Origin of the sequence: Rhizobium sp. BR 317 (assembly GCF_047445835.1) — a bacterium.
Classification (GTDB): Bacteria; Pseudomonadota; Alphaproteobacteria; order Rhizobiales; family Rhizobiaceae; genus Rhizobium; species Rhizobium paranaense.
In genome coordinates, this window is sequence record NZ_JARWLB010000002.1 from 184,629 (window position 1) to 209,112 (window position 24,484).

At 58.5% G+C, this 24,484-nt stretch carries 22 protein-coding genes, 1 tRNA gene and 1 riboswitch; of the genes, 6 read left to right on the forward strand and 17 right to left on the reverse strand.

The genetic code is table 11. The features are described from left to right. Nucleotides 1-6: 6 nt before the first annotated feature. A complete protein-coding gene (locus QD357_RS03470) occupies nt 7-948 on the reverse strand; it encodes a LysR family transcriptional regulator (protein ID WP_181316066.1) in 942 nt (313 codons plus the stop codon). 78 nt (nt 949-1,026) lie between these two features. On the opposite strand from QD357_RS03470, the gene QD357_RS03475 reads away from it, so the two are divergent. The 3 genes from QD357_RS03475 to QD357_RS03485 all read left to right on the forward strand — a co-directional run bounded on the left by QD357_RS03475 (nt 1,027) and on the right by QD357_RS03485 (nt 2,875). Beyond that, the gene (locus tag QD357_RS03475; RefSeq protein WP_107108361.1) at nt 1,027-1,272 is read left to right on the forward strand and encodes a hypothetical protein; all 246 of its coding nucleotides are present in this window, start codon (nt 1,027-1,029) and stop codon (nt 1,270-1,272) included. A 74-nt stretch (nt 1,273-1,346) separates the two neighbouring features. Further along, nucleotides 1,347-1,553: a hypothetical protein gene (locus QD357_RS03480; protein ID WP_107108362.1), complete on the forward strand. Its 207-nt coding sequence runs from the start codon at nt 1,347-1,349 to the stop codon at nt 1,551-1,553. A gap of 287 nt (nt 1,554-1,840) precedes the next feature. After that, nucleotides 1,841-2,875 (forward strand): GlxA family transcriptional regulator, encoded by a 1,035-nt coding sequence (locus tag QD357_RS03485; RefSeq protein ID WP_414124040.1) that lies wholly within the window; start codon nt 1,841-1,843, stop codon nt 2,873-2,875. Nucleotides 2,876-2,894: 19 nt separating this feature from the next. Here QD357_RS03485 and QD357_RS03490 read toward each other — a convergent pair whose 3' ends face one another. The 9 genes from QD357_RS03490 to QD357_RS03530 all read right to left on the reverse strand — a co-directional run bounded on the left by QD357_RS03490 (nt 2,895) and on the right by QD357_RS03530 (nt 14,079). Next, nucleotides 2,895-4,226: a diguanylate cyclase gene (locus QD357_RS03490; RefSeq protein WP_107108364.1), complete on the reverse strand. Its 1,332-nt coding sequence runs from the start codon at nt 4,224-4,226 to the stop codon at nt 2,895-2,897. A gap of 203 nt (nt 4,227-4,429) precedes the next feature. Beyond that, nucleotides 4,430-5,251 (reverse strand): response regulator, encoded by an 822-nt coding sequence (locus QD357_RS03495; protein ID WP_107108365.1) that lies wholly within the window; start codon nt 5,249-5,251, stop codon nt 4,430-4,432. 178 nt (nt 5,252-5,429) lie between these two features. Beyond that, on the reverse strand, nt 5,430-8,060 hold the full coding sequence (locus tag QD357_RS03500) for a mechanosensitive ion channel family protein (RefSeq protein ID WP_107108366.1): 2,631 nt from the start codon (nt 8,058-8,060) through the stop codon (nt 5,430-5,432). 173 nt (nt 8,061-8,233) lie between these two features. Beyond that, nucleotides 8,234-8,794, reverse strand: a complete 561-nt coding sequence (locus QD357_RS03505) for a DUF924 family protein (RefSeq protein ID WP_107108367.1) — start codon at nt 8,792-8,794, stop codon at nt 8,234-8,236. Between the two features lie 74 nt (nt 8,795-8,868). After that, nucleotides 8,869-9,879, reverse strand: coding sequence for a FecCD family ABC transporter permease (locus QD357_RS03510; RefSeq protein WP_107108551.1), 1,011 nt, complete (start codon nt 9,877-9,879; stop codon nt 8,869-8,871). Between the two features lie 60 nt (nt 9,880-9,939). After that, the gene (locus tag QD357_RS03515) at nt 9,940-10,899 is read right to left on the reverse strand and encodes an ABC transporter substrate-binding protein (protein ID WP_107108368.1); all 960 of its coding nucleotides are present in this window, start codon (nt 10,897-10,899) and stop codon (nt 9,940-9,942) included. Nucleotides 10,900-10,912: 13 nt separating this feature from the next. After that, a complete protein-coding gene (locus QD357_RS03520; RefSeq protein WP_414124041.1) occupies nt 10,913-11,692 on the reverse strand; it encodes an ABC transporter ATP-binding protein in 780 nt (259 codons plus the stop codon). A 9-nt stretch (nt 11,693-11,701) separates the two neighbouring features. After that, a complete protein-coding gene (locus QD357_RS03525) occupies nt 11,702-12,115 on the reverse strand; it encodes a DUF1636 family protein (RefSeq protein ID WP_107108552.1) in 414 nt (137 codons plus the stop codon). Nucleotides 12,116-12,222: 107 nt separating this feature from the next. After that, a riboswitch (cobalamin riboswitch) is annotated at nt 12,223-12,440 on the reverse strand. A gap of 223 nt (nt 12,441-12,663) precedes the next feature. Continuing rightward, a complete protein-coding gene (locus tag QD357_RS03530; RefSeq protein ID WP_107108370.1) occupies nt 12,664-14,079 on the reverse strand; it encodes an FAD/NAD(P)-binding protein in 1,416 nt (471 codons plus the stop codon). Nucleotides 14,080-14,731: 652 nt separating this feature from the next. On the opposite strand from QD357_RS03530, the gene QD357_RS03535 reads away from it, so the two are divergent. Then, nucleotides 14,732-15,949 (forward strand): SfnB family sulfur acquisition oxidoreductase, encoded by a 1,218-nt coding sequence (locus QD357_RS03535; protein ID WP_414124042.1) that lies wholly within the window; start codon nt 14,732-14,734, stop codon nt 15,947-15,949. A 32-nt stretch (nt 15,950-15,981) separates the two neighbouring features. Then, nucleotides 15,982-16,842, forward strand: coding sequence for a protein-L-isoaspartate O-methyltransferase family protein (locus QD357_RS03540; RefSeq protein WP_245407470.1), 861 nt, complete (start codon nt 15,982-15,984; stop codon nt 16,840-16,842). 5 nt (nt 16,843-16,847) lie between these two features. Here QD357_RS03540 and QD357_RS03545 read toward each other — a convergent pair whose 3' ends face one another. Both QD357_RS03545 and QD357_RS03550 read right to left on the reverse strand, forming a co-directional pair. Then, nucleotides 16,848-17,318 carry an RrF2 family transcriptional regulator gene (locus QD357_RS03545; RefSeq protein WP_104823420.1) on the reverse strand — a complete coding sequence of 157 codons (471 nt, stop codon included), beginning with the start codon at nt 17,316-17,318 and terminating at the stop codon, nt 16,848-16,850. Between the two features lie 203 nt (nt 17,319-17,521). Beyond that, nucleotides 17,522-18,985, reverse strand: coding sequence for an FAD/NAD(P)-binding protein (locus tag QD357_RS03550; RefSeq protein WP_107108374.1), 1,464 nt, complete (start codon nt 18,983-18,985; stop codon nt 17,522-17,524). An 896-nt stretch (nt 18,986-19,881) separates the two neighbouring features. Between QD357_RS03550 and QD357_RS03555 the strand changes: the two genes are divergently transcribed. Continuing rightward, entirely contained in the window at nt 19,882-20,148 is a 267-nt protein-coding gene (locus QD357_RS03555) for a hypothetical protein (RefSeq protein ID WP_107108375.1), read from the forward strand. A gap of 15 nt (nt 20,149-20,163) precedes the next feature. Here QD357_RS03555 and QD357_RS03560 read toward each other — a convergent pair whose 3' ends face one another. The 5 genes from QD357_RS03560 to QD357_RS03580 form a co-directional block, all read right to left on the reverse strand. Next, the gene (locus tag QD357_RS03560) at nt 20,164-20,448 is read right to left on the reverse strand and encodes a CopG family transcriptional regulator (protein ID WP_107108376.1); all 285 of its coding nucleotides are present in this window, start codon (nt 20,446-20,448) and stop codon (nt 20,164-20,166) included. A 937-nt stretch (nt 20,449-21,385) separates the two neighbouring features. After that, a tRNA-Lys gene (locus tag QD357_RS03565) sits at nt 21,386-21,461 on the reverse strand. A 125-nt stretch (nt 21,462-21,586) separates the two neighbouring features. Continuing rightward, nucleotides 21,587-22,504, reverse strand: coding sequence for a PhzF family phenazine biosynthesis protein (locus QD357_RS03570; RefSeq protein WP_107108377.1), 918 nt, complete (start codon nt 22,502-22,504; stop codon nt 21,587-21,589). A gap of 82 nt (nt 22,505-22,586) precedes the next feature. Beyond that, on the reverse strand, nt 22,587-23,333 hold the full coding sequence (locus tag QD357_RS03575) for a DNA mismatch repair protein MutT (protein WP_107108378.1): 747 nt from the start codon (nt 23,331-23,333) through the stop codon (nt 22,587-22,589). Beyond that, nucleotides 23,330-24,442: an endonuclease/exonuclease/phosphatase family protein gene (locus QD357_RS03580; RefSeq protein WP_107108379.1), complete on the reverse strand. Its 1,113-nt coding sequence runs from the start codon at nt 24,440-24,442 to the stop codon at nt 23,330-23,332. Before QD357_RS03580 ends, QD357_RS03575 begins: the two co-directional genes overlap by 4 nt. Nucleotides 24,443-24,484: the final 42 nt, after the last annotated feature.

Sequence of the window (24,484 nt, forward strand, 5' to 3'; positions counted from 1 at the left end):
TGCGGCTCACGCAGCCATTTTCCGCCCGATCTCTACGAACGCCTGCCGGATGCTATCGGCCACCGCCTTCATCGGTCCTGTCATCTGCGATGCCGTCAGCAAACGAATGTCGAAGGATGTGAGTTCCGGCAGCCCCTCATTCGGCCCAAGGATTTCCATATCCTCCGTGATGTAGGAACGTGGAAACGGCGCAACGGCCAGATCCGAGACGATAGCGGCGCGCTGCGCCATCGTGTGGGCGCTGAGATAGGAAACGCGATAAGGCCGCTTCTGCCGCTCGAGCTGCGCCAGGGCCTCCGATCTCCAGATACAGCCATCTTCCCAAATCGAGATCGGCAACGGATCGCGGCGATAGGCCGTACCGCACTTTGCGCCGGCCCAGACCAAGCGCTCGGTGTAGATCACCTCGCCCTCCGTCGGGAAAGGCCGCGTCGCGCAGTTGATCAGCGCCAGATCCAGCCGCTGCTCCTCGATACGCTTCTTCAATTGGAGGCTCATGTCGACTGTAACATCGACCATGATGCCCGGATAACTCTCCGAAAAACTCCTCAGAATGCTCGGCAGCAGGCGCTCACCGATATCGTCGGGCGCGCCGAGCCGCACGACACCGCTGAGTTCGGGCATGATGAAGCGTGACACGGCCTCATTGGAAAGAGCCAGGATGTTGCGTGCATAGGAGAGCAGCATTTCGCCATGCTGCGTCAGGCTGACAGAGCGTGCATCGCGCAGGAACAGCGTCACGCCAAGCTGCTCTTCCAGCTTCTTGATCTGCATTGAGACAGCGGACGGCGTGCGAAAAACCGCATCGGCAGCGGTCGAAAAATTGCCGGTTTCAGCGATGGCGACGAAGGTGCGCAGAACTTCATTGTCGAGCAGCGGTATGGGCCGGCGGAGCGGTACGGTCATAACGGCATCCTTCAATTTTTCTGATTTTAAACACCATATCATTTCATTTGTCTGAATGTCAACGAAGCACCATATTAGGCCTAACGAAATTGATAGAGACGGCCGAAAGGAGCAAGAACCATGACTAGCACAGCACTTCGCGAGGCATCTCGCTTGTTCAACCTTATGCGCGCCCGAGACATTCAGCGCACGGCGCAACACACGCTCGATGAAATCGCAACGCATTTCCCGGCGCATCTGATCGACGACGTCAACGCCCGCGGCCTGCCCCCGGATCGCGTGATCTCCGCCCTCGAACGGAAGCCTGCCAGCGCACGATCGTTCAAGAATGCTAATGGCATCTATAAGATCTATTCGTTTGATTGATGGGCGAAGTACCCCCATATTAGCTCGTAAAGGTCGCGACCTTTCGGGCATCTGAAAACCGAAGGAACCTTGAAATGACGACGATCACCTATAGACATTCCGATAGGACGCGGAGCCCGCTTCCGTCGGCTGGCACTTTTGTGCAACTCATCACTCGGATTACCGATCGCTGGCAGCAATGGCGCTCCGAGCGCGAGCTCGAATCTCTCCCGGACGACATGCGCAAGGACCTCGGCTGGCCGGCCGTCGACGAAGCCAAGAATTCCAGGGCCGGTCGATGATCGTGACATGCTGTAAATTCTGAAGGCGACACTCAACCAAACCGGGTGTCGCCTTTCGAACATTTATGCATCTCAGCGCGTATTTGGTTTTTATTTCGATTGTTGCTGACATATATATTTAGTTGCTTCACGAAATTGCTTACCCGCTTCGCCTGCTTTCTTCGCAGCGGCAATTTTAGTGGGATTGCACAAATATCTCTTTGCGGCCGCTATTATCCATGCCAATGTCGCTATTGGACCATCGAGCCGACGCATTTGACGCAAGGAATACAGGATGGTCCTGGAGGATGGATTTTCCTGATATKAGCAAGACTCCGATTAAGACGCGTTCCCTCGTTTTCTTCCTCGTTCCCCACTTTACCATGCTGCCGTTTTCGGCTGCGGTTGAGACGCTGCGGATTGCGAACCGCATGCTCGGTTACCCAGCCTACACGTGGCGACTGGCCTCGACCGACGGCCAGAAGGTTTATTCCTCCAGCGGCATCGGCCTCGAAGTCAATACATCGCTCGCCGACGAGCGTCGCAATCTCGGCGGTGAGAACAGGCCGAACATGGTGCTCGTCTGTTCGGGAATCTACGTCGAGGAGTTCCTCAACAAGTCTGTCAATGCTTGGCTGCGCGAGACCTACAATCGTGGCGTGGCCGTCGGCAGCCTCTGCACGGGCGCGCATGTGCTGGCCCAGGCCGGCCTCCTGAACGGCAAGCGCTGCGCCATTCACTGGGAAAATCTCCCCGGCTTTGCCGAGAACTTCCCGCAGGCCGAAGTCTATGCCGATCTCTATGAGGTCGACAGCAATCTCTATACCTGCGCCGGCGGTACCGCTTCGCTCGACATGATGCTMAACCTGATCGGACAGGATTTCGGCGAAAACCTTGTCAATCGCGTCTGTGAGCAGCAACTTACCGACCGTGTCCGCAGCCCGCATGACCGCCAGCGCTTGCCGCTGCGCGCCCGCCTCGGTGTTCAGAACGCCAAGGTGCTGTCGATCATCGAGCTGATGGAAAGCAATCTCGCCGAGCCGCTGTCGCTGCTCGAAATCGCCGACGATGCCGGCCTCTCGCGCCGTCAGATCGAGCGCCTCTTCCGCCAGGAAATGGGCCGCTCGCCCGCGCGCTATTATCTGGAGATCCGCCTCGACCGTGCCCGTCACCTGCTGGTGCAGTCGTCGATGCCGGTCGTGGAGGTGGCGGTTGCCTGCGGGTTCGTTTCCGCCTCGCACTTCTCCAAGTGTTATCGCGAACTCTACAACCGCTCGCCCCAGCAGGAGCGCGCCGAGCGCAAGCTCACCCTGTCGAGCAACCGCAGTGGCGTCGTTGTCTAAGGCTGGCTGATGGAGGCGGCTATTCGGCCGCTTCCTCCGTCATCTTGGCGTCGGAATAGACCTGATTGCGGCCCTTGTGCTTGGCCATGTAAAGAAACTGGTCGGCCGCGTTGAGATAATTCTCGAATGCCTCACGACCTGCAATTTCGGCGACACCGATCGACACGGTCACCGAGAGTTCTTCGTCGTCCGCATTCACCTTCAAATTGGAGAGATTGACGCGCACCTCGTCGCACAGCGCCGTTGCTGCGCGTGAATCCATTTCGGTGAATAGGATAGCGAACTCCTCGCCGCCGAGACGGGACAGCAGGTTCTCGCTGCCTTCGAACAGCGAATGAAGCCGGCCGGCAACGGCCTTCAACACCTGGTCGCCGATCTCGTGGCCATAGGTGTCGTTCAGATGCTTGAAATGATCGATATCGAGGATCGCGACCGAGGTCGGCCGATGATGGCGCAGGCATTCGTGGACGATCCGCGGACCATGATCGTAAAAATAGCGTCTGTTATAGAGCCCTGTCAGATAGTCGCTCGCGGCGGCAGCGCGCAATTGCTTGAGCTGCATCAGGGTTTCGACATTGTGCGCTATGCGGCACTGCAGCTCTTCGGCCACAAACGGACGATAGATGAAATCGGTGGCGCCGGCCTTCAGGAACATCGCCGATAATAGGCGGTCGTTCGAAGAGGAGATGCCGATGACCCTCATCCGATCCGAACCATAGCGATGGCGAATACGCCGGGTCAGCTCGTAACCATCCATGTCGGGCATATGATGATCGGTCACCACCACTTCTATGTCGCCGTAGTCATCAAGCGCCGCCAACGCTTCGACACCGGTGCCGGCTTCGGCCACCTTGAACTGCTGCGCCTCTAGGAGCTCCACCAGCACGCGCCGCGCCGACGGGAGATCATCCACTACCAGCACCCGCGTGCCGCGGTTGGAGATGGCCCGCCGTACGGTGGAAACGAGATTGTCGAGGGCGAATTCATTGTCCTTCAGGACGTAATCGACAATGCTGCGCTCCATGATGCGGTTGCGCGTATCCATGTCGAAGGACGCAGTGAAAACGACGGTGGGAATATGGTGAGTGATGGCAACATCCAGCGCCTCCCCATGGGGTGCATCCGGCAGATTGAGGTCGACCACAGCCATGGTGAAGCTGCGCCCATCTACCGCCAACGCTTCATTCAGCGCCTTCAATGAGGCGCAATGGACAACATTGAGGCCGAGTTCGGTTTGGAACCGGTGGGACAGGACCGAAGAAAACATGCGCGAATCTTCAACCAGAAGTATGCTCTGGCTGCCGCGGCGACGGTTACGGCCATCGCTGAGGAAATCCACGCGGAACACCATTTGACTTCAAGTCCTCCCAGACCACACGGCGCGCACCGATCGCTGTTGCCTATCGCGAGCGAAAATGGCGCCGTCCTTCAACTCCATCGTGAACAGGATTCGTGAAGAAAGTGGAACCAGAGATTGCAGAAATCTTGTACTGAAGATGAATTATCCTCATATTTTACTTTTCTGAAACTCGGTCGGCTCCTTCTTCCGGCATGTCACGCACTCAATCGCATCGACTGGATCTGCAGCAAGGTGTCGAGGTTCTGGTTCACGCGGCAATAGAACTCTTCATCAATGAACGGCCGCAGAATGAAATCATTGCCGCCGGCCTTGAGAAAGCGCGCCGATAGCAACCTGTTGGTAGACGACGAGACACCGATGATGCGCAGCTCATGCGAACCGATGCTGGCCCGGATACGGCGCGTCAGTTCGAAGCCGTCGATGTCGGGCATGTTGTAATCGGTGACCATCAGACCGATGTCGCGATTGGCCTTCAGGATCTCCAGTGCCTTTGTGCCGTTCTCGGCGACGCTGACGCGGAAATTATAGCGCTTCAGACGGCTGGACAGCAAAGCACGCGCCGTGGCGCTGTCGTCGACGATCAGTACGTGATGACGATGATTGGTCAGGAAGCGGCAAATCGACTCAGCCAGCAGATCGACGGCGAAGATATTGTCCTTGAGAATATAGTCGACGATATCCTTGGCGATCAGCTCGTCGCGCATGCCTTCGTGGAACGTGCCGGTGAAAACGATCGTCGGGATGCTGAGATCGATCAGATATTCCAGCGCCTCGCCTTTTTCTGCTCCCGGCAGATTGATGTTGGAAATCGCCAGCCGGATCGGCTCGGACGACTTGTCATAGGCAAACTGCAATTCTTCGAAGTTCCGGCAGATTTCGATGTCGATGTCGAAGAGTTCCTTCAGCTTCGCGCTGATCATCGACGTAAAGACATTCGAATCCTCGGCGAGAAGAATACGCGCTCCAGCAAGCGAGCCGCCGGAATACTGCATTCCCGAAATACCCAAAAATGGCATGATTAAACCTGCTAATAGAAATCGGCCCCGTCCCAATTTTCTACAGCAAAGCACTTGAATATTTATTAAGTCGACTGGTTTCCCATAAATGAAAGGCGACCATCGGGCCGCCTTCTCATTTATTATACTCTGGACGTTCGGATATCAGGCGCAACGCCGCATTATCCTCGTGACCACATCACTGGGCGGATGCCTTGCCGCGACGGCGAACGCCGCTCCTGACCTCCAGCGGCTGCGGCAGTTCCTCTTCGGCCGGCGGAGCAATGTCTTTGATGAGATCTTCTGGAACGACTTCCGGCCCGTCTGCGGAATCGGCCAGATTGGTGGTCGCCAACAGATCGGTCTGTCTGCCTCGCTTGCTGTCGCGGACGATGTGCAGTTCCTGATGCGGATAGGGAATGGCAATCCCCTCTTCGCGAAAACGCTTCAGGATATCGATGCGCAGATTGTTGCGGATCTCCATGCCGTCGGAGAGATCGGAGAGGTAGAAACGCATCTCGAAATCGAGCGAAGACGGACCGATGCGCAGGAATTCGACATGCGGCTCGGGATTCCTGAGCACCTTCGGGATGCCGCGCACCAGCTCCAGCAGAATGTCCATAACTCTCTGCGGATCGGCATCGAAACTGACGGAAACCGGAATTTCCGAGCGCGCCAAGCGGTTACGGTGCGTCCAATTGCCGACCGAGCCGTTGATCAGCTCCGAATTCGGCACGATGATCGACTGCTTGCGGAAAGTTTCGATCTCGGTGGCGCGCACAGAGATGCGCTTGACGATGCCTTCCGACGTACCCGAGACGATCCAGTCGCCGACCTTGAAGGGCCGCTCAACCAGCAGGATCAGGCCTGAGACGAAGTTCGACACGATATTCTGCAGGCCGAAACCGATACCGACCGAGAGCGCGCTGGCGACGAGCGCCAGGCTCGACAGGTCGATGCCGGCAGCCGAAATGGCGATGATAGACGCCACCGCTACGCCGAGATAGCCGATGCCGGTCTTCACCGAGTTGCGGACACCCAAGTCCACCTGCCCCCGCGCCATGACATTGCTGTCCAGCCAGCGCTGGAACCAGCGCGTCACGAGATAACCGCCGGCAAAGAGCAGAACGCCTGCGAAGATGCCGACCAGAGAAATCGAGATGTTGCCGATGCGGATTTCGGTGAACAGTCGATAGGCGATCAGCTCCAGATCCTGGATATGGAATCCCCAGGACAGCAGGATCAGCGGAATGCCGGTCATAAGCGCGACGGCGTAGGTCGCAAGGCCCGCCCCCAGACCAGCCTGATCGAGCGCGACGTCGCCGAGCGCGAAACGGCTTTCGAGGAAGCGCCCGATGATCGTTTCGGCAAAAACGCCCTGCCTCGACACCGACTTACCGAGCTGGAAGCCGAGATACATGGTCGCCAGAACGGCGCTGGTGACGATCAACTGCGTTGCGATGAAGCGCGCCAGACCGACATAGCCGATAAAAGCCGTGAAGATCAGCAATGTACCGAGCACCCGAAGGATGATCGCCATGCCATGCGGCCAACGCCGGCCAGGAGCATCGGGATTGCCGTTCTTTGCGAGGATCGGCGAACCGAAGGAGGCGGCAATCAGGATGAGGCCGATCAACAGCGCCGCAAAGAAGCTCTTCGCCACGGTGACGACGACAGGCGAACCCATGGATTCGCTGATGCGGTCGAAAACATAATCAAGACCATTGACGACGGCCATGGCCTGCATGCACCAGCTTAGCGAACGAGCGCCTTTGTTGGACAGCTTGACGAGCCGCCAATGCGGCCTGAAGGGCGCAAAAACGGCATTGGCCAGGCGGCCGACGAAATAGACCAGCCCGATGAAGCCGAAGAGAGCCGCCAGGACCGGCGCAATATCCGGCCGCAGCACATTGAAATTCGACAGGAAGAAAAAGGACGTAACGAGAAACGCGACCAGCGACAGCGTGCGGATCAGCGTTGACCAGAAGGCGACCGAGAGGCGGCTGATATAGGGCGGATTTTCGATATTTTCGTCCCGCACATAATATCTGCGGAACAACCGATAGCCACCGGACAGGAAAAGCAGCGCCGCACCAAGCGATAGGAAGAGGGCGGTGAGGAGCGAACCGAGCTTGGCCTTCACGACGAAGCCGATCCAGCTTGTTACGGCAGTGCTGAACTCCGCGCCCTCGTTGACAAAGGCCGTTCCCGCATCCTCGAATGTGGTGGCGGAAACGCCCGTACGCTTGAACAGTGTCTCGGCAAACAACTTGCGGCGCATTTCGACGAGCTGCATCACAAGCCGGTTGCTCGCAGCAACAAGATTATCGGCGTCGACGGTCACGGCGCTGATCTGCGAACGTTCGGCGTTAAGACGGTCACGCTCCTGGGTGACGATCGCTGCTTCCGGCGGCTGCCCCTCCTTGGGCGGCGCACCGAGTTGCGTCAGGCGCGCGTCGATCTCTGTAGCGCGCGGCTTCAACCGCGCGGAAATCGCCGCTACGGAGCGATTGAGCTCATCCGCCCGGCCGGAAAGGGCCACCAGCGCACTGTCATCTGCCCCCTCCTCTTTGGATTCCCCTTCGATCGAGGCAAAGTCCTTCTTGGCCTTGGCAAGATCGGCAACGGCAGTTTCCAACAAACCATTGGCGAGCTGCGTCGGCTGCGGCGCTTGAGCTGCGGGCTGCAGTTCCGATTGCTGCGCGGGCTGTGCCTGTTGCTGATTTTGGGCAAAAGCGTGCCCGCCCGTCAAAGAGCCGGCAACAGTGGCTGCGCTCAGTGCCAGAAGCAGCACGGGCAAAAAACGGAAACGGTGTGTCAGCAGGCGCAAGCAAAGCTCCTCGTCGCAGATTAAGTCGCTGGCGGCTGAGCAAACGGATTCGCCGCACGAAACAATGGAAGAACGGGGTCTTCCCATACAGTGATTGCGAATTTCATATTCCCTACGCGTACGCCTTGTAAGGCAAAGAAAGGCGACACAAAGGCATTTACACCTTTATTCCCTCAGAATCCCGCTTCTGGCTGGGCAAGATAGTCTTTCTCCGCCTCCGTCGACGTCCTGCCAAGGAAGACATTGCGATGCGGGAAGCGGCCATAGGCGGCGATGACGGCACGATGCCGAAGCGCATAGTCGATCTGCTCTTCAAGGCCGAGCGAGCGGAAAAGCGCAACGGCTTGGTCTTGTTCGGCAAGGTCCTCGGCATGCTCGAACGGCATATAGAGGAATATCCGCCGTTCCGCCGGCATCCCTTGATCCGCGCCGACCTCCAAAGCCTCTTTCGCCTCCTGCAATGCCAAACCATCCGTCGCAAAGGCCAGCGGCGTGCCGCGATAGATGTTGCGGGCGAACTGATCGAGGACGATGACCGCCGCAAGCCGGCTTTCGGGCGTTGTCCTCCAAAGATCGGGGACGCCGGCTGCCAATGCCAGATGCGTGTCGCGAAACCGACGGCGCATTTCTTCGTCGAGAGCAACGGTCGAGCGGAACCAATCCTCGCTCGTGCATTCCTCGAACCAGAAGCTCAGCACCTCCTCTGGCGTACAAACAATCGGATATACGGCCATTCTCTTCCTCCGGCATGCCCGTCGGGAAATAGGTCCACGAGCGGCGGCCGGCAATGGGGAACACCACGCGTTGCTCAGCTTTTTCGTAGGATCAGAATGAAGGCGATGCCGCCTGCCAGACCGGTGACGATGCCGATCGGCATGTCCTCCGGCGCCATGATAAGCCGCGCGGCCATATCGGCCCAGACCAATGTCAGTGCTCCGAAGGCGGCGCTCAGCGGTACGACGCGGACGTTGTCGCCACCGGCAAGCAGCCGGACGAAATGCGGCACCATCAGTCCGATAAAGCCGATCGCTCCCGAAAAGGCGACCATGACGCCCGTCAGCAGCGCCGTAACGATGAACAGCAGGAAGCGGAATTGCGATACGGCGATGCCGAGCGTCGCTGCCGTCTCATCGCCCATAGCAAGCGCGTTCAGCTCCCGTGATTTCAGCATCAGCACGCAAAGGCAGACGAGGAACACGCCGGCCGGATAGATCAGATGCTGCCACTGCGCCAGCCCCAAGCCGCCKAGCATCCAGAAGACAACGGTATTGGCCGCCCTGGGGTCGCCGAGAAAAATCAGGAGATTGCCGAGCGCGGTAAAGACAAAGGCGACGGCGACACCCGACAACACCAGCCGGTCGGCCGAATGCGAACGCGTCAGCCGCGTTACCAGCGCCACCGCGGCAATCGCAAGAAGCGCGCCGGCGAAGGAAAATAACGGGACAGTCAACAGCCCGAAGATGAGCCCCGTGTGCAGGAGTGCCAATATAGCGCCGAAAGCCGCACCTGAGGAAACGCCGAGAAGATGTGGATCAGCCAGCGGATTTCGCGTCAAAGCCTGCAGCACCGCTCCGGTGACCGCAAGCCCGGCCCCCACGAGCAACGCCAGGATGACGCGCGGAAAACGGACGTCCCAAACGATGCTTTCCTGTCCGCCTGACCAGGTGACGGGAAACAACCCGGCATGCAGCTTGTTGCCGACGATCGACCATACGGTCGCAAACGGGATCGGCGCCGCGCCAAACGAGACGCCGGCCGTGATCGACATGGCGAAGAAAGCAGCAAGGAGCAGGATCATAATGGGAAGGCCGAGGCGCATGCGAAAATCCAGGAAGCGATCCGTCCAGTAATCGACTGGACGGATCGGCATTGTCGTTGGTTACATCGCCTCGGGATGGAATGCCTTCGCCAGCGCGGCGATGGCTTCGATGTTGCGCGGTCCCGGCGTGGCCTCCACATAGGGCAGCACGACGAAACGGTCGTTCTTCACCGCATCGATATTCTTGAAGGCCGGATTGTTCTTCAGAAATGCGATCTTCTGGGCTGCGGTGACCTGGCCATAATCGACGATGACGATGACTTCGGGGTTCTTCTCGATCACCGGCTCCCAGGAGACCTCCGTCCAGCTCTTTTCGACATCGTCCATGACATTGCTGCCGCCAGCCGCTTCGATCATTGCCGTCGGGATGCCGTAGCGGCCCGAGGTGAAGGGCTTTTCCTCGCCGGAATCATAGACGAAGACGCGGGTCGGCTTGTCGACATGACTGATTTTCGACCGGATATCGCTAAGCTGCTTGCGATAGCTGGCAACCAAGGCCTCGGCCCTATCCTCGACGCGGAAAATCTTGCCGAGATTCAGCAGGTCGACGAACATGTCGTCCATCGTCGGCTTGTTCTTCTGCATGACGAAAATGCAGGATTCGGTGAGCTCATAGACCTTGATGCCGAAGGGCGCCATGGTCTCGGGTGTCACCTCACCGCCCACTTTCATGCCATAGTTCCAGCCGGCGAAATAAAAGTCGGCATTGGCTCCGAGCAACACTTCCTTGGTCGGATATTTCGGCGATAGCTCCGGCATTTCCTGAATGCCGTCCCTGAGCTTCTCATCCAGCGTCTTCCAGCCGGAAACGCCAGTATATCCGACCATACGATCCCTGAGCTTCAGAGCCAGCATCATCTCCGTAAGATTGACGTCGTTCGAAACGGCGCGCGCCGGCGCCTTGTCGAAGGTGACATCGCGATTGCAGCTACGCACGGTGACGGGCTCAGCCAGAGCAGCGCCGGCAAAGAGTGTGCCGAGTAGCAAGCCGGTGGCGGACAAGGACATGCGGAAAGACATAAACGGCTCCAAATTATCGAAGAGAAAAACTAAAACGATGGGATGCGTCGCCCGCGACCTGACGGCTCGCTTCGACACGGAATGCGGATGAGATGCGCTCGGCGGTCAGAACTTCGGCAGGCAAGCCGTGACCGCTCAGACGGCCGGAATCGAGCACAGCAACATGCGTCGCGAAATCGGCGGCGAGATTGATGTCGTGCAGAGTGGTGATGATCGTCAGGCCAAGGCCTTTCAACAGCGCCAATATTTCGAGCTGATGGCGGATATCGAGATGATTGGTCGGCTCGTCGAGAATGATCAGCTCCGGCTCCTGCGCCAGCGCGCGGGCAATCAATACCCGCTGTTTCTCGCCACCCGAAAGCGACGCGAATTGCCGGAGCGCCAGATGCTTGAGGTCCAGGCGGAGAAGCGCCGCCGCCGTTGCCGCATGATTCTCTTCGCTCCAACGCGCCATGCCTTTGCGATGGGGAATGCGGCCCATCATCACCACGTCACGAACGCTGAAGGGAAAATCACCCGGCGTCTCCTGCAGGACGACGGCGATACGCCGCGCCGCTTCGCGCGGGCCGATCGACCAGAGATCGGTGCCGTCGAGGCGCACCAGACCCTGTTGCGGCCGGATACCACGATAGAGGCAGCGCAGCAGGGTCGATTTGCCCGCCCCGTTCGGACCGATAATCGCCAGCCGATCTCCGGTTTTCACGGACAGGCTGATGTCCCGGATGATTGGCTTTCCCCTATACGGGCCCCAGGTGACGCCGTCAGCTTCCAATCGCAAGCATTTTTCCAGCATGACCCGCTCCTATTGCAAAAGCGTCGCGTGACGCTCGGCTGAAAGGATGGCTGCCGGAATGCGCGCCAATGTCTTGCCGCCCAACATTTTCGGGCGATCGCCTTCCCGTGTCAGGCCATCGGGCCGATCGCGATAAAGCTCCGCGAAGGAGACGAGCGCGCCGATATCGGCCTCGCCCGAGATGTCACCGAAGAGGTAGGTCGCCTTTGCCGACGTCTGGAAGGCGACGGTGCATGGCCGGTCGCAGCCAGCCATGCAGACACTGCCCTCCAGACTGAAATCGTCGGAAAGTGTCGCACCGGCCTCGGCAATAGCCGCCTGCAAATGTTTCAGCAGATCGAGACCGGGATGGCATGGCGCGCCGACGTGGCGGCAACTCGTGCACACGGTGATCCGATGCGTCTGCTCTTTCGCTTTGTCCATGAAAAGCCTCCCGGAGATTTCGCCGGAGGCAAAGTCAAGATAGGGCTTGCGGACGCGAATGCGCCCCCGCCCAACCACTGAATTTCCATCGGAACACCCCGTCCGTTGCGGTTGACGTTATCGATGGCAGGTCTCCTGGCTCACGGGTMACAGCCCATTCGCACCTTCCCGGCATGAAGCCAGTGGTATATCGCGAACGCGCTCTCCGCTTACAGTTGCGGGGGCAGCCACGGTTTTGGCCCCTGATGGGTAATCCGCACCGTGTTCCCTTTTCAGCCGCCCTCCGGATGATTCCGGCGGCAGCACCATCGGCGTCGTTCATCTCACAGAAAATCGAAACGAGCAATGGCGATATGATCAATGTCTGCACTACCCTAAGTCCCGGCTGCATGATCGAAGTAATTTCGTTATGTTATTACGTTACTAATTTCAACAACAAAAATCAGATGCGGCGACGGGTTCCAAAGCTCTTATTCATTGGAGGCTATGGCGAACGTGGACGCTATCTCGCCCCGAGCTTATTGAAGGGCCGGCAAGATCAATCCTGGTCACACAGCCTTGCACTGCGGATAGAACCGCGCAGCCACCCCATCCGCAGCCGCATAGGCCTGCGTGACGATCTCGGGCACGAGATCGATATCCGGCAAGCTCCCGAGTCCCAGCGGGCCGATGGCAAAAAGCCCCTCGGTCGCTTGTCCATCCACGGAAAGCGCACCCGTCGCTTCGACAGCCAGACCGAGACCAAGTTCGTCCGGTGTGGCGAGGCCCGCCTCGATCAGGCTCCACATTAATGGCGTGTCGAGATCAGGCTCCTGGCAGCGGCAATCGATCACCTCGTCAGCATAGATCTGTTCCACGCCTTGCTGACCCGCGGGCTTCAGCATCAATCCGGTCGGCGTGCGCCGGAGGAACTGCCCGCGGCGCGACAGCGTATTGCCCTCCGCCAGCTCTTGCTTCAGCCGGACATAGAGAGCCTCCGGCAGGCGGTTACGGTGGCTATCGTAAAGAGCGCGCAGATGGCGATTGAATTGCTGCTTCTGTCCCGCAGGCAGCGAACGCCAGAGCGAGCGCGCATGTTTGCGCAGGCCGTTCATGACGGATTGCCAGCTTTGCCCGTTCGCCTCGGCGTTCTCGCAAGCCCGCCGGATGAAACGCACGATGTCGCTGAGACTGCCGGGCATGGCTTCTGCGGGAAAGACCGGATCGGCATTGCTGCGGGTGTGGCTCTGCGGCAGGAAGCCATGTCTCGAAACGATGGTGATCTGGCCGTCGTAGCCGTTGTCGCGCATCTGCAACAGCCGGTCGACGACGCGCAGACCGCTGCCGAGCAATACCGTATGCGGGCGTGACACCAGGCGGCGCGCGCGGACCGTCGTCGGCGTCGCCACGGGTTCACCGCTCTGCGGCTCATGATCGGCAATGCCGTAACCGGTCGCCAGGATCACCGTATCGAACGGTGGATTGGCAGCGCCGGCGCTCTCGACCATAAAGCGGTCACCATGGCTGCGGCAAAGGCCGGTCACCGTCTCGCCGCTGACTTGCACGGTTATATCCCGCCGCGACGACAGCGCCTCGGAAAAGCGCTGGTAGACATAGTCGCTGAAAATGCTCTTGGGGACGAATATCTGCAAAAACCCTGGTATTGCAGCCGGCACGGCACTGCGGAACGTCGCATTGCTACAGAGCCAATCGTTGAAATCATCGGGATCGCCAGCAGAAACCGAGAGATCGCGGACACGGCTGTTCAGGATTTCGCTGCTATGGCCGGACGCCAGAGCCTGACCGCCGCTGACGCTGGAATTGGGATCGAAAAGCTGCAGATGAAACGGCGTCCGCACCGTTTTCATCAAGGCAATTGCCATCATCATACCGGAAAAGCCGCGGCCGATGACGGCGATACGCGGTATTGCATAGGCTTGTGCCGAGGCGTTGGCCCTGGCGGAAAAAAGTCCCTGAACCGTCATATCAACTCCTGGGGCAAAGAGGTGGTCGATCATGCTTTTCTAAGGGCATACTGATACTTTGCCTGTGAACCGCACACAGCGCGCGGCCACCGAACGCTTGGCCGCTAGAGCGCCGCGCATCCGTAAACGCACAATGGCCGCTCTGGTTCTTTTGAACCCAGGGCGTCTGAAAACGAGAGGCTCTGGGCGGGTTCCCACGCAACCAGGAACCAATTTCACTTCGTCAACCTTCACATATCGAGCCTTTCGGCGGCCCGACGAGGTAATTGTTGCTATTGTCTACTTATTTAGTCGTATATGAAAGCGCGAAAATGCGCCGGTAGCAAGCGCTTTCTTGCGACCGACGTCTTTGAAGGTGGATCACATTTACGACATGGCCTCGCACAAGACGCTGTGCACCTGTGGTTTCGCCGACCTGGCCCGCTGATCCCAGACCCTTTTGGTGAACGCGGAAAATAGCTGATAGCCCTGCTGCCAGCGGCGGCTGCACTGAGCCGCCCGCTTACAATTTCTCCATTCGATGCCTATTATGGCGGGTAGCGAAATCTGGATAAGCAAAGAAAAACCATTGTAGAGTAGATCTATAGAAATTACGATCATACCGCTTTCGCACCGCTAAGTCACTGATATGCCAACCCTGATGGGGTCATGAATGGGAACTGTTTCACAGTTGCACGAGCGGGTCAGGCCGCTCGCACACCGCATTCAAAGCGATGAGGAAGCGCTGGAGATCGCGCGATCGCTGGCCGCCCGGTTCTCTCAGCAGGCAAGCGACCGCGACATCAACCGCGTATTGCCCTACGAAGAACTGGAGGCCCTGTCGCAATCCGGCCTGCTCGGCATCACCACTCCGTCCGAACATGACGGCCTCGATATCTCCAACTCAGTTCTTGCCGAAATCATCGCTATCCTGGCCGAAGCCGATCCTTCGATCGCACAAATTCCGCAAAACCATTTCTACATTCTGGAAGCGCTGCGCATCGACGGCAGCGAAGAGCAGAAGAACTTCTTCTTCTCCAGGGCGCTGGCCGGTGACCGTTTCGGCAATGCATTCTCCGAACTCGGCACGGCAACGGCCGGTCAATACAATACGCGCTTGACATCGGACGGACTTGGCTTTCGCGTCAACGGCCGCAAATTCTATTCCACCGGCGTGCTTTTTGCCGACTGGATCGCCATTTTTGCGCTGAATGCGCAGGACGACCTCACAATGTCACTCGTTCCGCGCGGCACCGAAGGCATCCAGATCATCGACGACTGGGACGGTTTCGGCCAGCGCACATCCGGCAGCGGCACGACCATCCTGCACAATGTCTATGTCAACGCGGACGCTGTCGTCCTGCATCACAAAGGCTTCGAGCGGGCAACGACCATCGGTTCGGTTGGCCAAATCATCCATGCCGGCATCGATCTCGGCATCGCCCGGGCCGCCTTCGCCGAGACCGTGGAGTTTGTGAAAACGCATGCCCGTCCCTGGACGGACAGCGGCGTCGAGCGAGCGGCCGACGATCCGCTGACCATCGCGAGAATAGGCCAGATCGCCATTCGCATCGAGGCGGCCGCCGCGATGCTGKAACGCGCCGGCAAGAAGATCGATATAGCCCAGATCAACCCAACCGAAGACGATGTGATCGAGGCAACGCTTGCCGTAGCCGCTGCGAAAACCCTGACGACGGAAATCGCCATCGAGGCCTCGAATACGCTGTTCGAGCTCGCTGGCACCTCCTCCACGCGCATCGGCCTCAATCTCGACCGCCACTGGCGCAATGCCCGGACCCATACGCTGCACGACCCGGTACGCTGGAAATATCACATCGTCGGCAACTACCATCTCAACGGCGTGATCCCGCCGAAGAACTGGACGCTCTGACGAATTTTGTAGCAGAAAAATGGGGGGAGCCCGTGACTGCAAATCGCCGTGCCAGTTTGGATGAGATACGAGCTTTCCACGCGAAAATGATGGTTGCCGCCAGCAATTCCCTGGATGAAAGGCTAGAGCGGATTTTTGAGCTTGTGCCGCGCGAAACCTTCCTGGGGCCGGGGCCCTGGCTGATAACGGTCAATCGGCGATATGTCGAAACGCCCAGCGCCGATCCCGCCTTTCTCTATCAAAATGCGCTCGTCGCTTTGGACAGAACAAAGGGCATCAACAATGGGGAACCCTTCCTGCACGCGGCCTGGATCGGCTTTGCCTCTCCGAAGTCCGGCGAGACAGTCATCCATATTGGCGCGGGAACGGGATACTACACCGCACTTCTGTCGATGCTGGTGCTGCCGAACGGTCATGTTCATGCATTCGAAATTGAAGAAGACCTAGCCAGTCGTGCGCGCGAAAATCTGAGGCCATTCGAGGGAATTTCCCTGATACAAGGCGACGCAACCACTCTGGCGCTGCCGGACGCCGATCTCATCTACATGAATGCCGGAGCAATCGCCCCACCGGCATCGTGGCTCAAAGCATTGCGGCCGGGCGGCCGCATCATCTTTCCCTGGCAGGCCAACAAGAAGGCTGGGATTGCTGTCCTGATCACGCGCACGGAGACTGGCTATACGGCACGGCCCTTGATGCCGTCATGGTTCATCCCCTGCGTCGGCGCCTCTGATCTTGCCGAATGCAGCAAGTCCCCAAGCGTTGACGACGCCTGGTCGATCAGGAGGGTTTGGTTGACCGAGGATCGCGCGCCTGATGAATCCGCCGTCGCGATCTACAAGGATCTGTGGTTCTCAAAAGCTGGAGACGACGAACAATCAGGGAATGGCTGAAAGGGTCAGCCGATATTCGAAGCGCGATAGTCTTCCTGCTCTTCGATCTCGATTCCCGGCCCGCCGCCGGCAACGAATTGTTCGAGCGTCATATTGTCGAGGATCGCCGCAATCGCATCACGGACTTCCGTCATCGAGCGGCGCACATGACAGCGCTCCGGATCGGCGCAATCGTCGCAGGCTTCATAGGCTGTACGGCTGGCACAGCGGATCGGCGCGAGCGGACCGTCGAGCGTGCGGATGACATGGCCGATGCGGATGTCGGAGGCAGGGCGCGACAGCGAATAGCCACCACCCGGTCCCTTCTTGGAGCGCAGCACGCCGGCATTGCGCAGTTCCAACAGGATAGTGTCGAGGAATTTCTTCGGGATATTGTTGCGGGATGCGATGTCGTTGATAAACGCAGTCTCGCCCGGCCCCAGACGTGCCAGGTCCACGAGAGCCTTCAACCCGTATTTTCCTTTTTTCGTGAGCATCGCTATCCGCTTTACTGCAAAATCGATTGTTGGAAGTCCGGCATGGTTCGATCGAGACTCAACCGGCTCTGTTCCGTCATTGACCACGGAAGTAACGCCGTCGCCTCCTCCGAACAAGACAATAACTCACAAATTGTATAGTTTATATGAGTAAATTTAGGCAAATGTATCGTCAAAGCAACGATTCTGCGTTTTTTATGCCTTTATGCAGCGCTGTTGTCGAGTTTTAGCTTGTTATGCTTGTGCTTGGTGTGGTCCGCAACTGCCGATACCACCTGCTCGGAGACGAAGACGGCATGCTCGATCACTTCAGGCAAGCCCATCAATTCGCCGAAAGTACCCCGGGCGAGAGGTCCTGAAATGAACAGCGATGGTGCCAACTTGCCGTCCACGCCGAGCGCTCGCGATGCCGTGTCGCAGGCAAGGCCGAGCCCTGCGGCATCGATAGCGAGATAGCCCGTATCCGCAAGCGCGCCGATCCAGCCTTGCGAGCCCAAAATGCCGCGATGGCCCGGCCCGGTCGTCACCACGACCGCGTCGAATTGGCGATTAAGGCTCTTATCCGATCGACCGAGCCGGAGCGTACATTCAATCACCTCGCCCCTCGCCTCTACGGATGCGACGGAGGCGGCGAACACCTCCAGCCTGCCGGCGCGAATCGCCTCTTCACTGACGGCCTCCACCTGCGGCGCAACACGGAAACGGTGCACATCCCAAAAGGGCCGCAAATGCCGCACGACGCGACGCCGCTCGTTGACCGGCAATGCCCGCCACAAATCCTGCCCCTGCGCGCGCACCTGATCGATGACCGCATGCCAACTCCACCCCTCGCCTTCCGCCGTGCGAATGGCGGCGCGCACCCGCCTCAGAAGATGAAGTGCCGTCCGCGACGGGTGACTGACGAAATCGCCGAACAGCTCCTGCTTGACCGGCGCATGCCCGCGCGACCGCAGCCCACGTCGCGAGATTGCGGTGATCGGTCCTTTGTGACCGCGCAGCTCGAGGGAGGCGATGACGTCAGCAGAAGTCAGGCCGTTACCGACCACCAGCACGCGGTCGGCGGCCCTGATAGCATCGAGTGCATCCGGCCGCGTTGGGTCCGCAACAAAACGCGGATGGCCGGCAAGCGCATTTTGCAACGACCGCGGCGGCAGCGGCGACGGATGGCTCGTGGCGATGACAAGGATATCCGCCTCCAAGCGCCGCCCCGCCTCGCCCGTAACCACCCAGCGGCCGTCTAGGCGCCGGACATCCGTAGCCTGCTCAGCAACATGAGTGATGGCGCCGCTATCGATAAAAGGCTGCACCATACTGCCGATATAACGACCAAAAAGCCCGCGCCGCGGAAACAGACCGCCATTCGCCGCGACAGCCGTCTCGTCGCCCTCCAGCGCATTGCTTTCCTGAAGCCAACGCTGGAAATGCTCGATGTCGTCGGGAAGCAGGCTCATCTTTGCCGCCGGCACATTGATGCGATGGGCAGGGTCGCGGGTATCATAGGCAAGCCCGGCCCCGAGTCTGGCGCGCGGTTCGAAAATGAAGAGCTGACCGGGCTGCAGCGCTTGCGATTGCAGTAAGTGAAAGGCAACCGCCGCCCCGGAAACGCCGCCGCCAATGATTGCGATGACAGGCCGATCACGCGACTGATCGTGAGAACAAGTGGTCATCGTCAAATCCTTCCAGATCGCTCGACTGCGCGGGACACCTCGCCGCCATCAACCGCGCATGTCCCAAGGCATAGGAATATACTCTATAAAATTTATTGACAATACGACGCCGACGGCAGCTCGATGGTTTTCCAATGGGCCGCTAGCATTCATCAAGCCGAGAAGAGCTGTGCAAACAAGCACTTGGTTGTGCCTCGCACAATAGCTCTATTGCACCGCAAGATGTGAAAATCTTGGCATACACGGAACAAAGGCACATACTGCCGATTGTTCTGGTACGTGTTCTCTGGGAGGAGAAACATCATGGAACTGCTCCACCTGCTGACCCCCTTCGACTATATGCTGGTTCTGGTTCTCGCAGCCATTTTGGTATTCAGCGTGATGGAAGGCGGCGGGCATAAAAGGCATTAATTAAGCCCCAAACCGAATGGCGGAATCCAGAGGCCAGCGATGGCGAATTGGTATAGCTGTGCGTCCGCCGCTCATCCCCGTTTCTCAACTCCAATTTCATAAGTCGGTCCTGCTCCGAAAGCGATCCGTCGATCGCACCGGTGGTACATACCAATGCGGGGAACTTCCTTTAACGCCGGCAGTTAGATTCAGAGATCTATGAGTTCGGCCATGGCCACGCACGAAAGCCACCTTGCGCTCATTCTTTATGCCGGAGCAGTCATCGCGATGGGATGCATCTTGATCGTCGCGACGCTAATTGCGCCGGACCCCGATTATTCGAACCGCCTCCCGGCATCGCCTTATGCAATAAATCATGTGCAATGAAGTTGCGGCGATGGCGCTGACCATGCTCAGAGCGTGCACAGCCACGGAAGACGTCTGCAACGAAATCTGATAGCATAACCGTCGTCTTCTGGATCGGCCATTTCACGATGGAGGGTCACATGGTCCGCACCCCTGCACTATCGTTCGCCTTCCTCATGCTCGCGCTGTCGACACTCAGTGCGGCAACCGTCGATCCAGCCACTGTGACCTGCAAAGAGTATAATTCGGATAGTCACCAAGGCATGCAGGACATAATCTCAGCAGTGTATGATGCCACCAGAGGCGACCCAAAGCTTGGCACGCTCAAGGAAAGCAAATTGGGCGAAACCATCGACAAAGCCTGCGCTGCGAATCCAGACGCGAAGGTGATCGACGCGCTGCACTGATCAGTGGTTCGTTGCTCAGGCAGAGCCATCCACCGGGCTATCCAGCTCCCGCATCGGCAGATATGAGTTCGTCTTCAGCCATTCCTTGAGGATGTAGCGGATCATGTCGTTTCGCGTCATACCGAGTTCGTCGGCGATGCTGGCAATCACGTCTTCTACATCGCCATCCAAGGCCACCGAGGCGGAATTTCTGAGCATCAACGCAGTTCGCCGCAATATGATCTGAAGTTCTGCACGCGACATATCCGCGACGCGGTTGGCGGCGTCTTCAAGCAAACCGGCATACTCGCGTGTCGTCATCCGGGCCCTCCTTTCGCAACGACGTATCGCGCCGTTAGCGAAACAGAACCCAGGCCCGCGAGGATTGTTCCCAACCGACGGCTCAGCGTCAACCGTGCTCAAGAGGCTTGCAGCCGGTGAATGGCTCAAATTCATCAACGGCGTCACGGAGAATGTGCGGCTCTAACCGCAGTCAACTGAGCGCGGAGCATCCTTCGGTGCACTTCTGCTTCGCAGCTCAGCCAATTCTTCTCATTTGGGGAAGGCTCTTAAGGGAAGGATATCGCCCTGGGCTCAATCAGACGGGACCAATCAGTCCACTTACTGAAGCATCTTCGCAATGTGCGGCGGCTGTGGCACTGGGCTCTCGTGGCGCACTGAAGTGACCCCGGTAATAACAGCAACTGCTGCAACCACTATATAAATAATGGTCCCTTTAGGCTTTCGGTCCGAGAGGCAATGCCTTGTCGACTCTAGCGAGCGCGAATGTTCAGACATCTTTTTCCTTTGGCGTTGACGGACATATACTTAGTCGATCAGTAGCGCCTAATGAATGGATAGAATCGCGTGCCTCCTTTGCAAGGGACGAATAGCAGTCGGTTCTGCCTGACTGCGGAGATGGAGGTGTTGGCAGATAGACTCACCGCAATAGTCGCTTGTCCGCTCTCCAAACGGAAGTATCGAATCGAGTCGCTTTGGCGATTAGGATCTTAGGCGGCTGGGGATCGCTATTGAGGAGAGTACCCAGCGCATGTGGGCGGCTGCGGCTCCCTGCATGAGCGCAAAATTCCCTTAGATCAATGTCAACATTTTGATCACGACGCAGGAGGCCGATGTTCGGGATTATTTCGGGACGTTGCGTTCTGCAGAAGGGATTTTGATGCTTCATGGCTCCCGCTCGAATGGCGGAAGCTAATAAGCATTTTCAGCGATGTTCCTGACAAATCAAGAAGATAAATGGTGGGTGATGTAGGGCTCGAACCTACGACCCGCTGATTAAGAGTCAGCTGCTCTACCAACTGAGCTAATCACCCGTAACCGCTCGCTCGCGGTGTGACCGGGCATATAAATAGGATCGGTTTGATTGTCCAGCGGCCAGATGAATTTTCTTTGGTTAATCGTCAAAAAAATTTCGAAGAGCCCCAAAAACCTTACAAAATCAAAGCTCAAGAATTCCGGTCGCGACGCGTATGGCCTGACCGCCGATGCGGGCGTTGGCGATTTCGCCGCCGTCGATGTCGATATGGAGATGGATGAAGGAAGGGCGGCCCATCTCGACTCCTTGTTCGACGATGACCGGATGGTGGCCATCCGGCAGGCGGTCGAAGTGGTTGATGGCGCCGGAGAGCGCGGCCACCGCCGAGCCTGTTGCCGGGTCCTCGAGAATGCCCATCCCGACCGGGAACATGCGGGCATGGAACTTGGCCGTGTGATTGAGCGCGCCGCGACAGTAGATGAAGGCCGAGGCGAGCGCACCGTCGACGAAGGGGACGGTCTTTTCCCAAAGCTGCGGATCGAACTCCATCCGCTCGGCCGAGCCGACATCGTGCACCGGCACCAGCAGGAACGGCACGCCGGCGCTCCAGATCGACGGCACATGATTCTCGAAACCGATCTCGGTGATCTTCAAGCTGAGTGCATTGGCGATATCGGCCCTGTCGAGAGGCAGCATGATCTGCTGTGACTTCCGCGGCAGGTCGAATTCGGCGAAACTCGCGCTCCTCTGCCGCAATCTCACAGCGCAGCGCACCGGCCCCACTCGCTCATCAAGAACCGAAACCAGATCGACGTCGCCGCCATGGCTGGCATGCGTCCGCTCGGCCAGCGCAATCGCCGTGCCAACGGTCGGGTGGCCGGCGAAAGGCAGCTCGCGGCCGGGCGTGAAGATGCGCAGGCTTGCCGTATGCGCCGGATTTTGCGGCGGTAGAACGAACACCGTCTCGGAGAGATTCATTTCCTTGGCGATCGCCTGCATCGCCTCGTCATCCAATCCCTCGGCGTCGAAGATGACTGCCAGCGGATTGCCCGCGAGTTTGCTGTCGGTGAATACATCATAGACACTGAAGCTGCGGGCCACCCCTGCCTCCATTACGTGACTCTAGACTGTAGAACCCTGCTCAACCATACATAACGGCAACGCATTTGAGCGCAAGCTAAAGCTATTCCTGACGACCGAAGAACCACGCAAGAATTGGCGGCATTGCCGCGCTGTAACGATGCGCCGCAGGATCGGCCGAACGAATGGCAACCGCGTCGTCGATTTCCTTTTCGTGGTCCACCAGCATATGCGCACGGATCCGCGTGAGCATCTCTTCCGCTGTCCAGGGAAACCGGAAGATGCGGAACAGCGTGACGGAAAGATTCTCATGCGTGGCGTAATAGCCCGGCTCTGCGACGGCATCGCCAAGATCGAGGCCGGTTTCCTCCATGACTTCGCGCCGCATGTTGCCCTCGATATCGCAGTGCCCGTCGACAATATCGTTTTCATCCATCGAACCCGCAGCGCAATAGACCTGGCCGGGATTGGCGGTATGCTCCGCCATACGGATGGCGATGATCGCGCCGTCGGAGGAGACGGCGACCGGAAAAGCAAAGACGTGGAAACCGCCGCTGCGCTCCGCTTGTTTGCGCCACCACATGAATGTGGAGAACGGCGTAACATAGGCCTCGCCCTTCACGGCCTGCTCGCTGACCGACAAACGATGCTGGAAGACCATCCGCCCATCGAAAAGTGCCGGATTGGCGGCGATCTCCTTCTCCCAGTTTTCCTGCGCCGCCTTGGCATTGCTGAGATGAAAGGGATGGTCGCCGGCAACAACGGCGAGATTAACGTGCGCGACCGGGAATACGGTCTTTTCCGGTGGCCAGGCGGCCACATCGTTTCGCAATTTGAAAGCGTGGGTCATAGTAGATCCAATGTCATKACTACGGGGCAATGATCGGAGGCCTTCGGCCTATCCCAACCGGTGCGTGGATAACGTTCTACCTCTTGTCCGGGCGGAAATATGGTACGGAAAGGCTGACCGGAGCGAACGACGTCGGGCAAGCGCGCCGCATTGGCACGCGCCAAGGCCGGAGACAGCCAGATATAGTCGAGCTGGCAAAGCCACTGCTCCTGCGGCCCGCGGGCGTGATACAGCGTCCAGCGATCCAAGGCATCGCGCCGACGCATGACGTTTTCAGCGAAACCGTCCTTACTGAAGACATCGAGCGCGCTGCTCTCTTCATCGCGATGCTTGAAGCGATAGCCGGTATGGCGTGTGCCGATGACGTCGACGCGCTCCTGATAGTCATTCATATCGCCGCAGATGGCGAAATTCTTCTTGGCCGTATGACCGGCGCCAAAACGGTTTTCGATGATGCGGCGTACGCCAAGCGTCTCGGCGCGGCGGACCGGCATGGTCGAATCGCGACCATCGACACCTTCCCGCCCTGGCCCCATCGATTTCAGATGCACGACATAGAGAGAAAGCGGAACGCCACCGATGGTCAAATCAAGCTCCAGGCAATCGCGCTTGAAGATCTTGTCGTCCACATGCAGGCCAAGTTCCGCCAGTTCATCGCTGAAAAGGCCGAAATCTCGATAAGTCACCATGGCGTGACTTTTGATATCCCTGAGCACGATCGGCTGCCCGTCACGCGTCTCCTCGCGCATCATCACGGCAACATCGATACCCCTGGCGTCATTGCCCTCGATCAGGAATTTCTGCCGGTAGCCATTGCCGACCATGCGGTAGAGATAGCCGTATTCGAAGGCCTGCAGCGCCGCCATGCTGTCGACTTCCTGCAGGCAAATGATGTCGGCATCCGCATCGGCTATCGCAAGCGCCGTCATCTGCCTCGTATCGTCGGTAGCGGCCACCACGCGCGCTGCTTCCAGTTGCTGGTAGATGATCTCGTTCTGCACATCGAACAGCTTCAACACACGGTCCTGGCGCAACTGATTGCGGAAACCGGTGTAATCGAAACGGGTCAGCAGGTTTTCGACATTGAAGGTKGCAAGGCGCAGGGACATCTGGCATTCCGGTTTGTGTAGATATGAGCCGGCTTAGCTCGC

Bases quoted from the DNA above. Each gene is read 5' to 3' on its own strand.
- QD357_RS03470 (WP_181316066.1), bottom strand. From the start codon at position 948: ATGATATGGTGTTTAAAATCAGAAAAATTGAAGGATGCCGTTATGACC.
- QD357_RS03475 (WP_107108361.1), top strand. From the start codon at position 1,027: ATGACTAGCACAGCACTTCGCGAGGCATCTCGCTTGTTCAACCTTATG.
- QD357_RS03480 (WP_107108362.1), top strand. From the start codon at position 1,347: ATGACGACGATCACCTATAGACATTCCGATAGGACGCGGAGCCCGCTT.
- QD357_RS03490 (WP_107108364.1), bottom strand. From the start codon at position 4,226: ATGGTGTTCCGCGTGGATTTCCTCAGCGATGGCCGTAACCGTCGCCGC.
- QD357_RS03495 (WP_107108365.1), bottom strand. From the start codon at position 5,251: ATGCCATTTTTGGGTATTTCGGGAATGCAGTATTCCGGCGGCTCGCTT.
- QD357_RS03505 (WP_107108367.1), bottom strand. From the start codon at position 8,794: ATGGCCGTATATCCGATTGTTTGTACGCCAGAGGAGGTGCTGAGCTTC.
- QD357_RS03515 (WP_107108368.1), bottom strand. From the start codon at position 10,899: ATGTCTTTCCGCATGTCCTTGTCCGCCACCGGCTTGCTACTCGGCACA.
- QD357_RS03520 (WP_414124041.1), bottom strand. From the start codon at position 11,692: ATGCTGGAAAAATGCTTGCGATTGGAAGCTGACGGCGTCACCTGGGGC.
- QD357_RS03525 (WP_107108552.1), bottom strand. From the start codon at position 12,115: ATGGACAAAGCGAAAGAGCAGACGCATCGGATCACCGTGTGCACGAGT.
- QD357_RS03530 (WP_107108370.1), bottom strand. From the start codon at position 14,079: ATGACGGTTCAGGGACTTTTTTCCGCCAGGGCCAACGCCTCGGCACAA.
- QD357_RS03545 (WP_104823420.1), bottom strand. From the start codon at position 17,318: ATGCTCACGAAAAAAGGAAAATACGGGTTGAAGGCTCTCGTGGACCTG.
- QD357_RS03550 (WP_107108374.1), bottom strand. From the start codon at position 18,985: ATGACCACTTGTTCTCACGATCAGTCGCGTGATCGGCCTGTCATCGCA.
- QD357_RS03555 (WP_107108375.1), top strand. From the start codon at position 19,882: ATGGTCCGCACCCCTGCACTATCGTTCGCCTTCCTCATGCTCGCGCTG.
- QD357_RS03560 (WP_107108376.1), bottom strand. From the start codon at position 20,448: ATGACGACACGCGAGTATGCCGGTTTGCTTGAAGACGCCGCCAACCGC.
- QD357_RS03575 (WP_107108378.1), bottom strand. From the start codon at position 23,333: ATGACCCACGCTTTCAAATTGCGAAACGATGTGGCCGCCTGGCCACCG.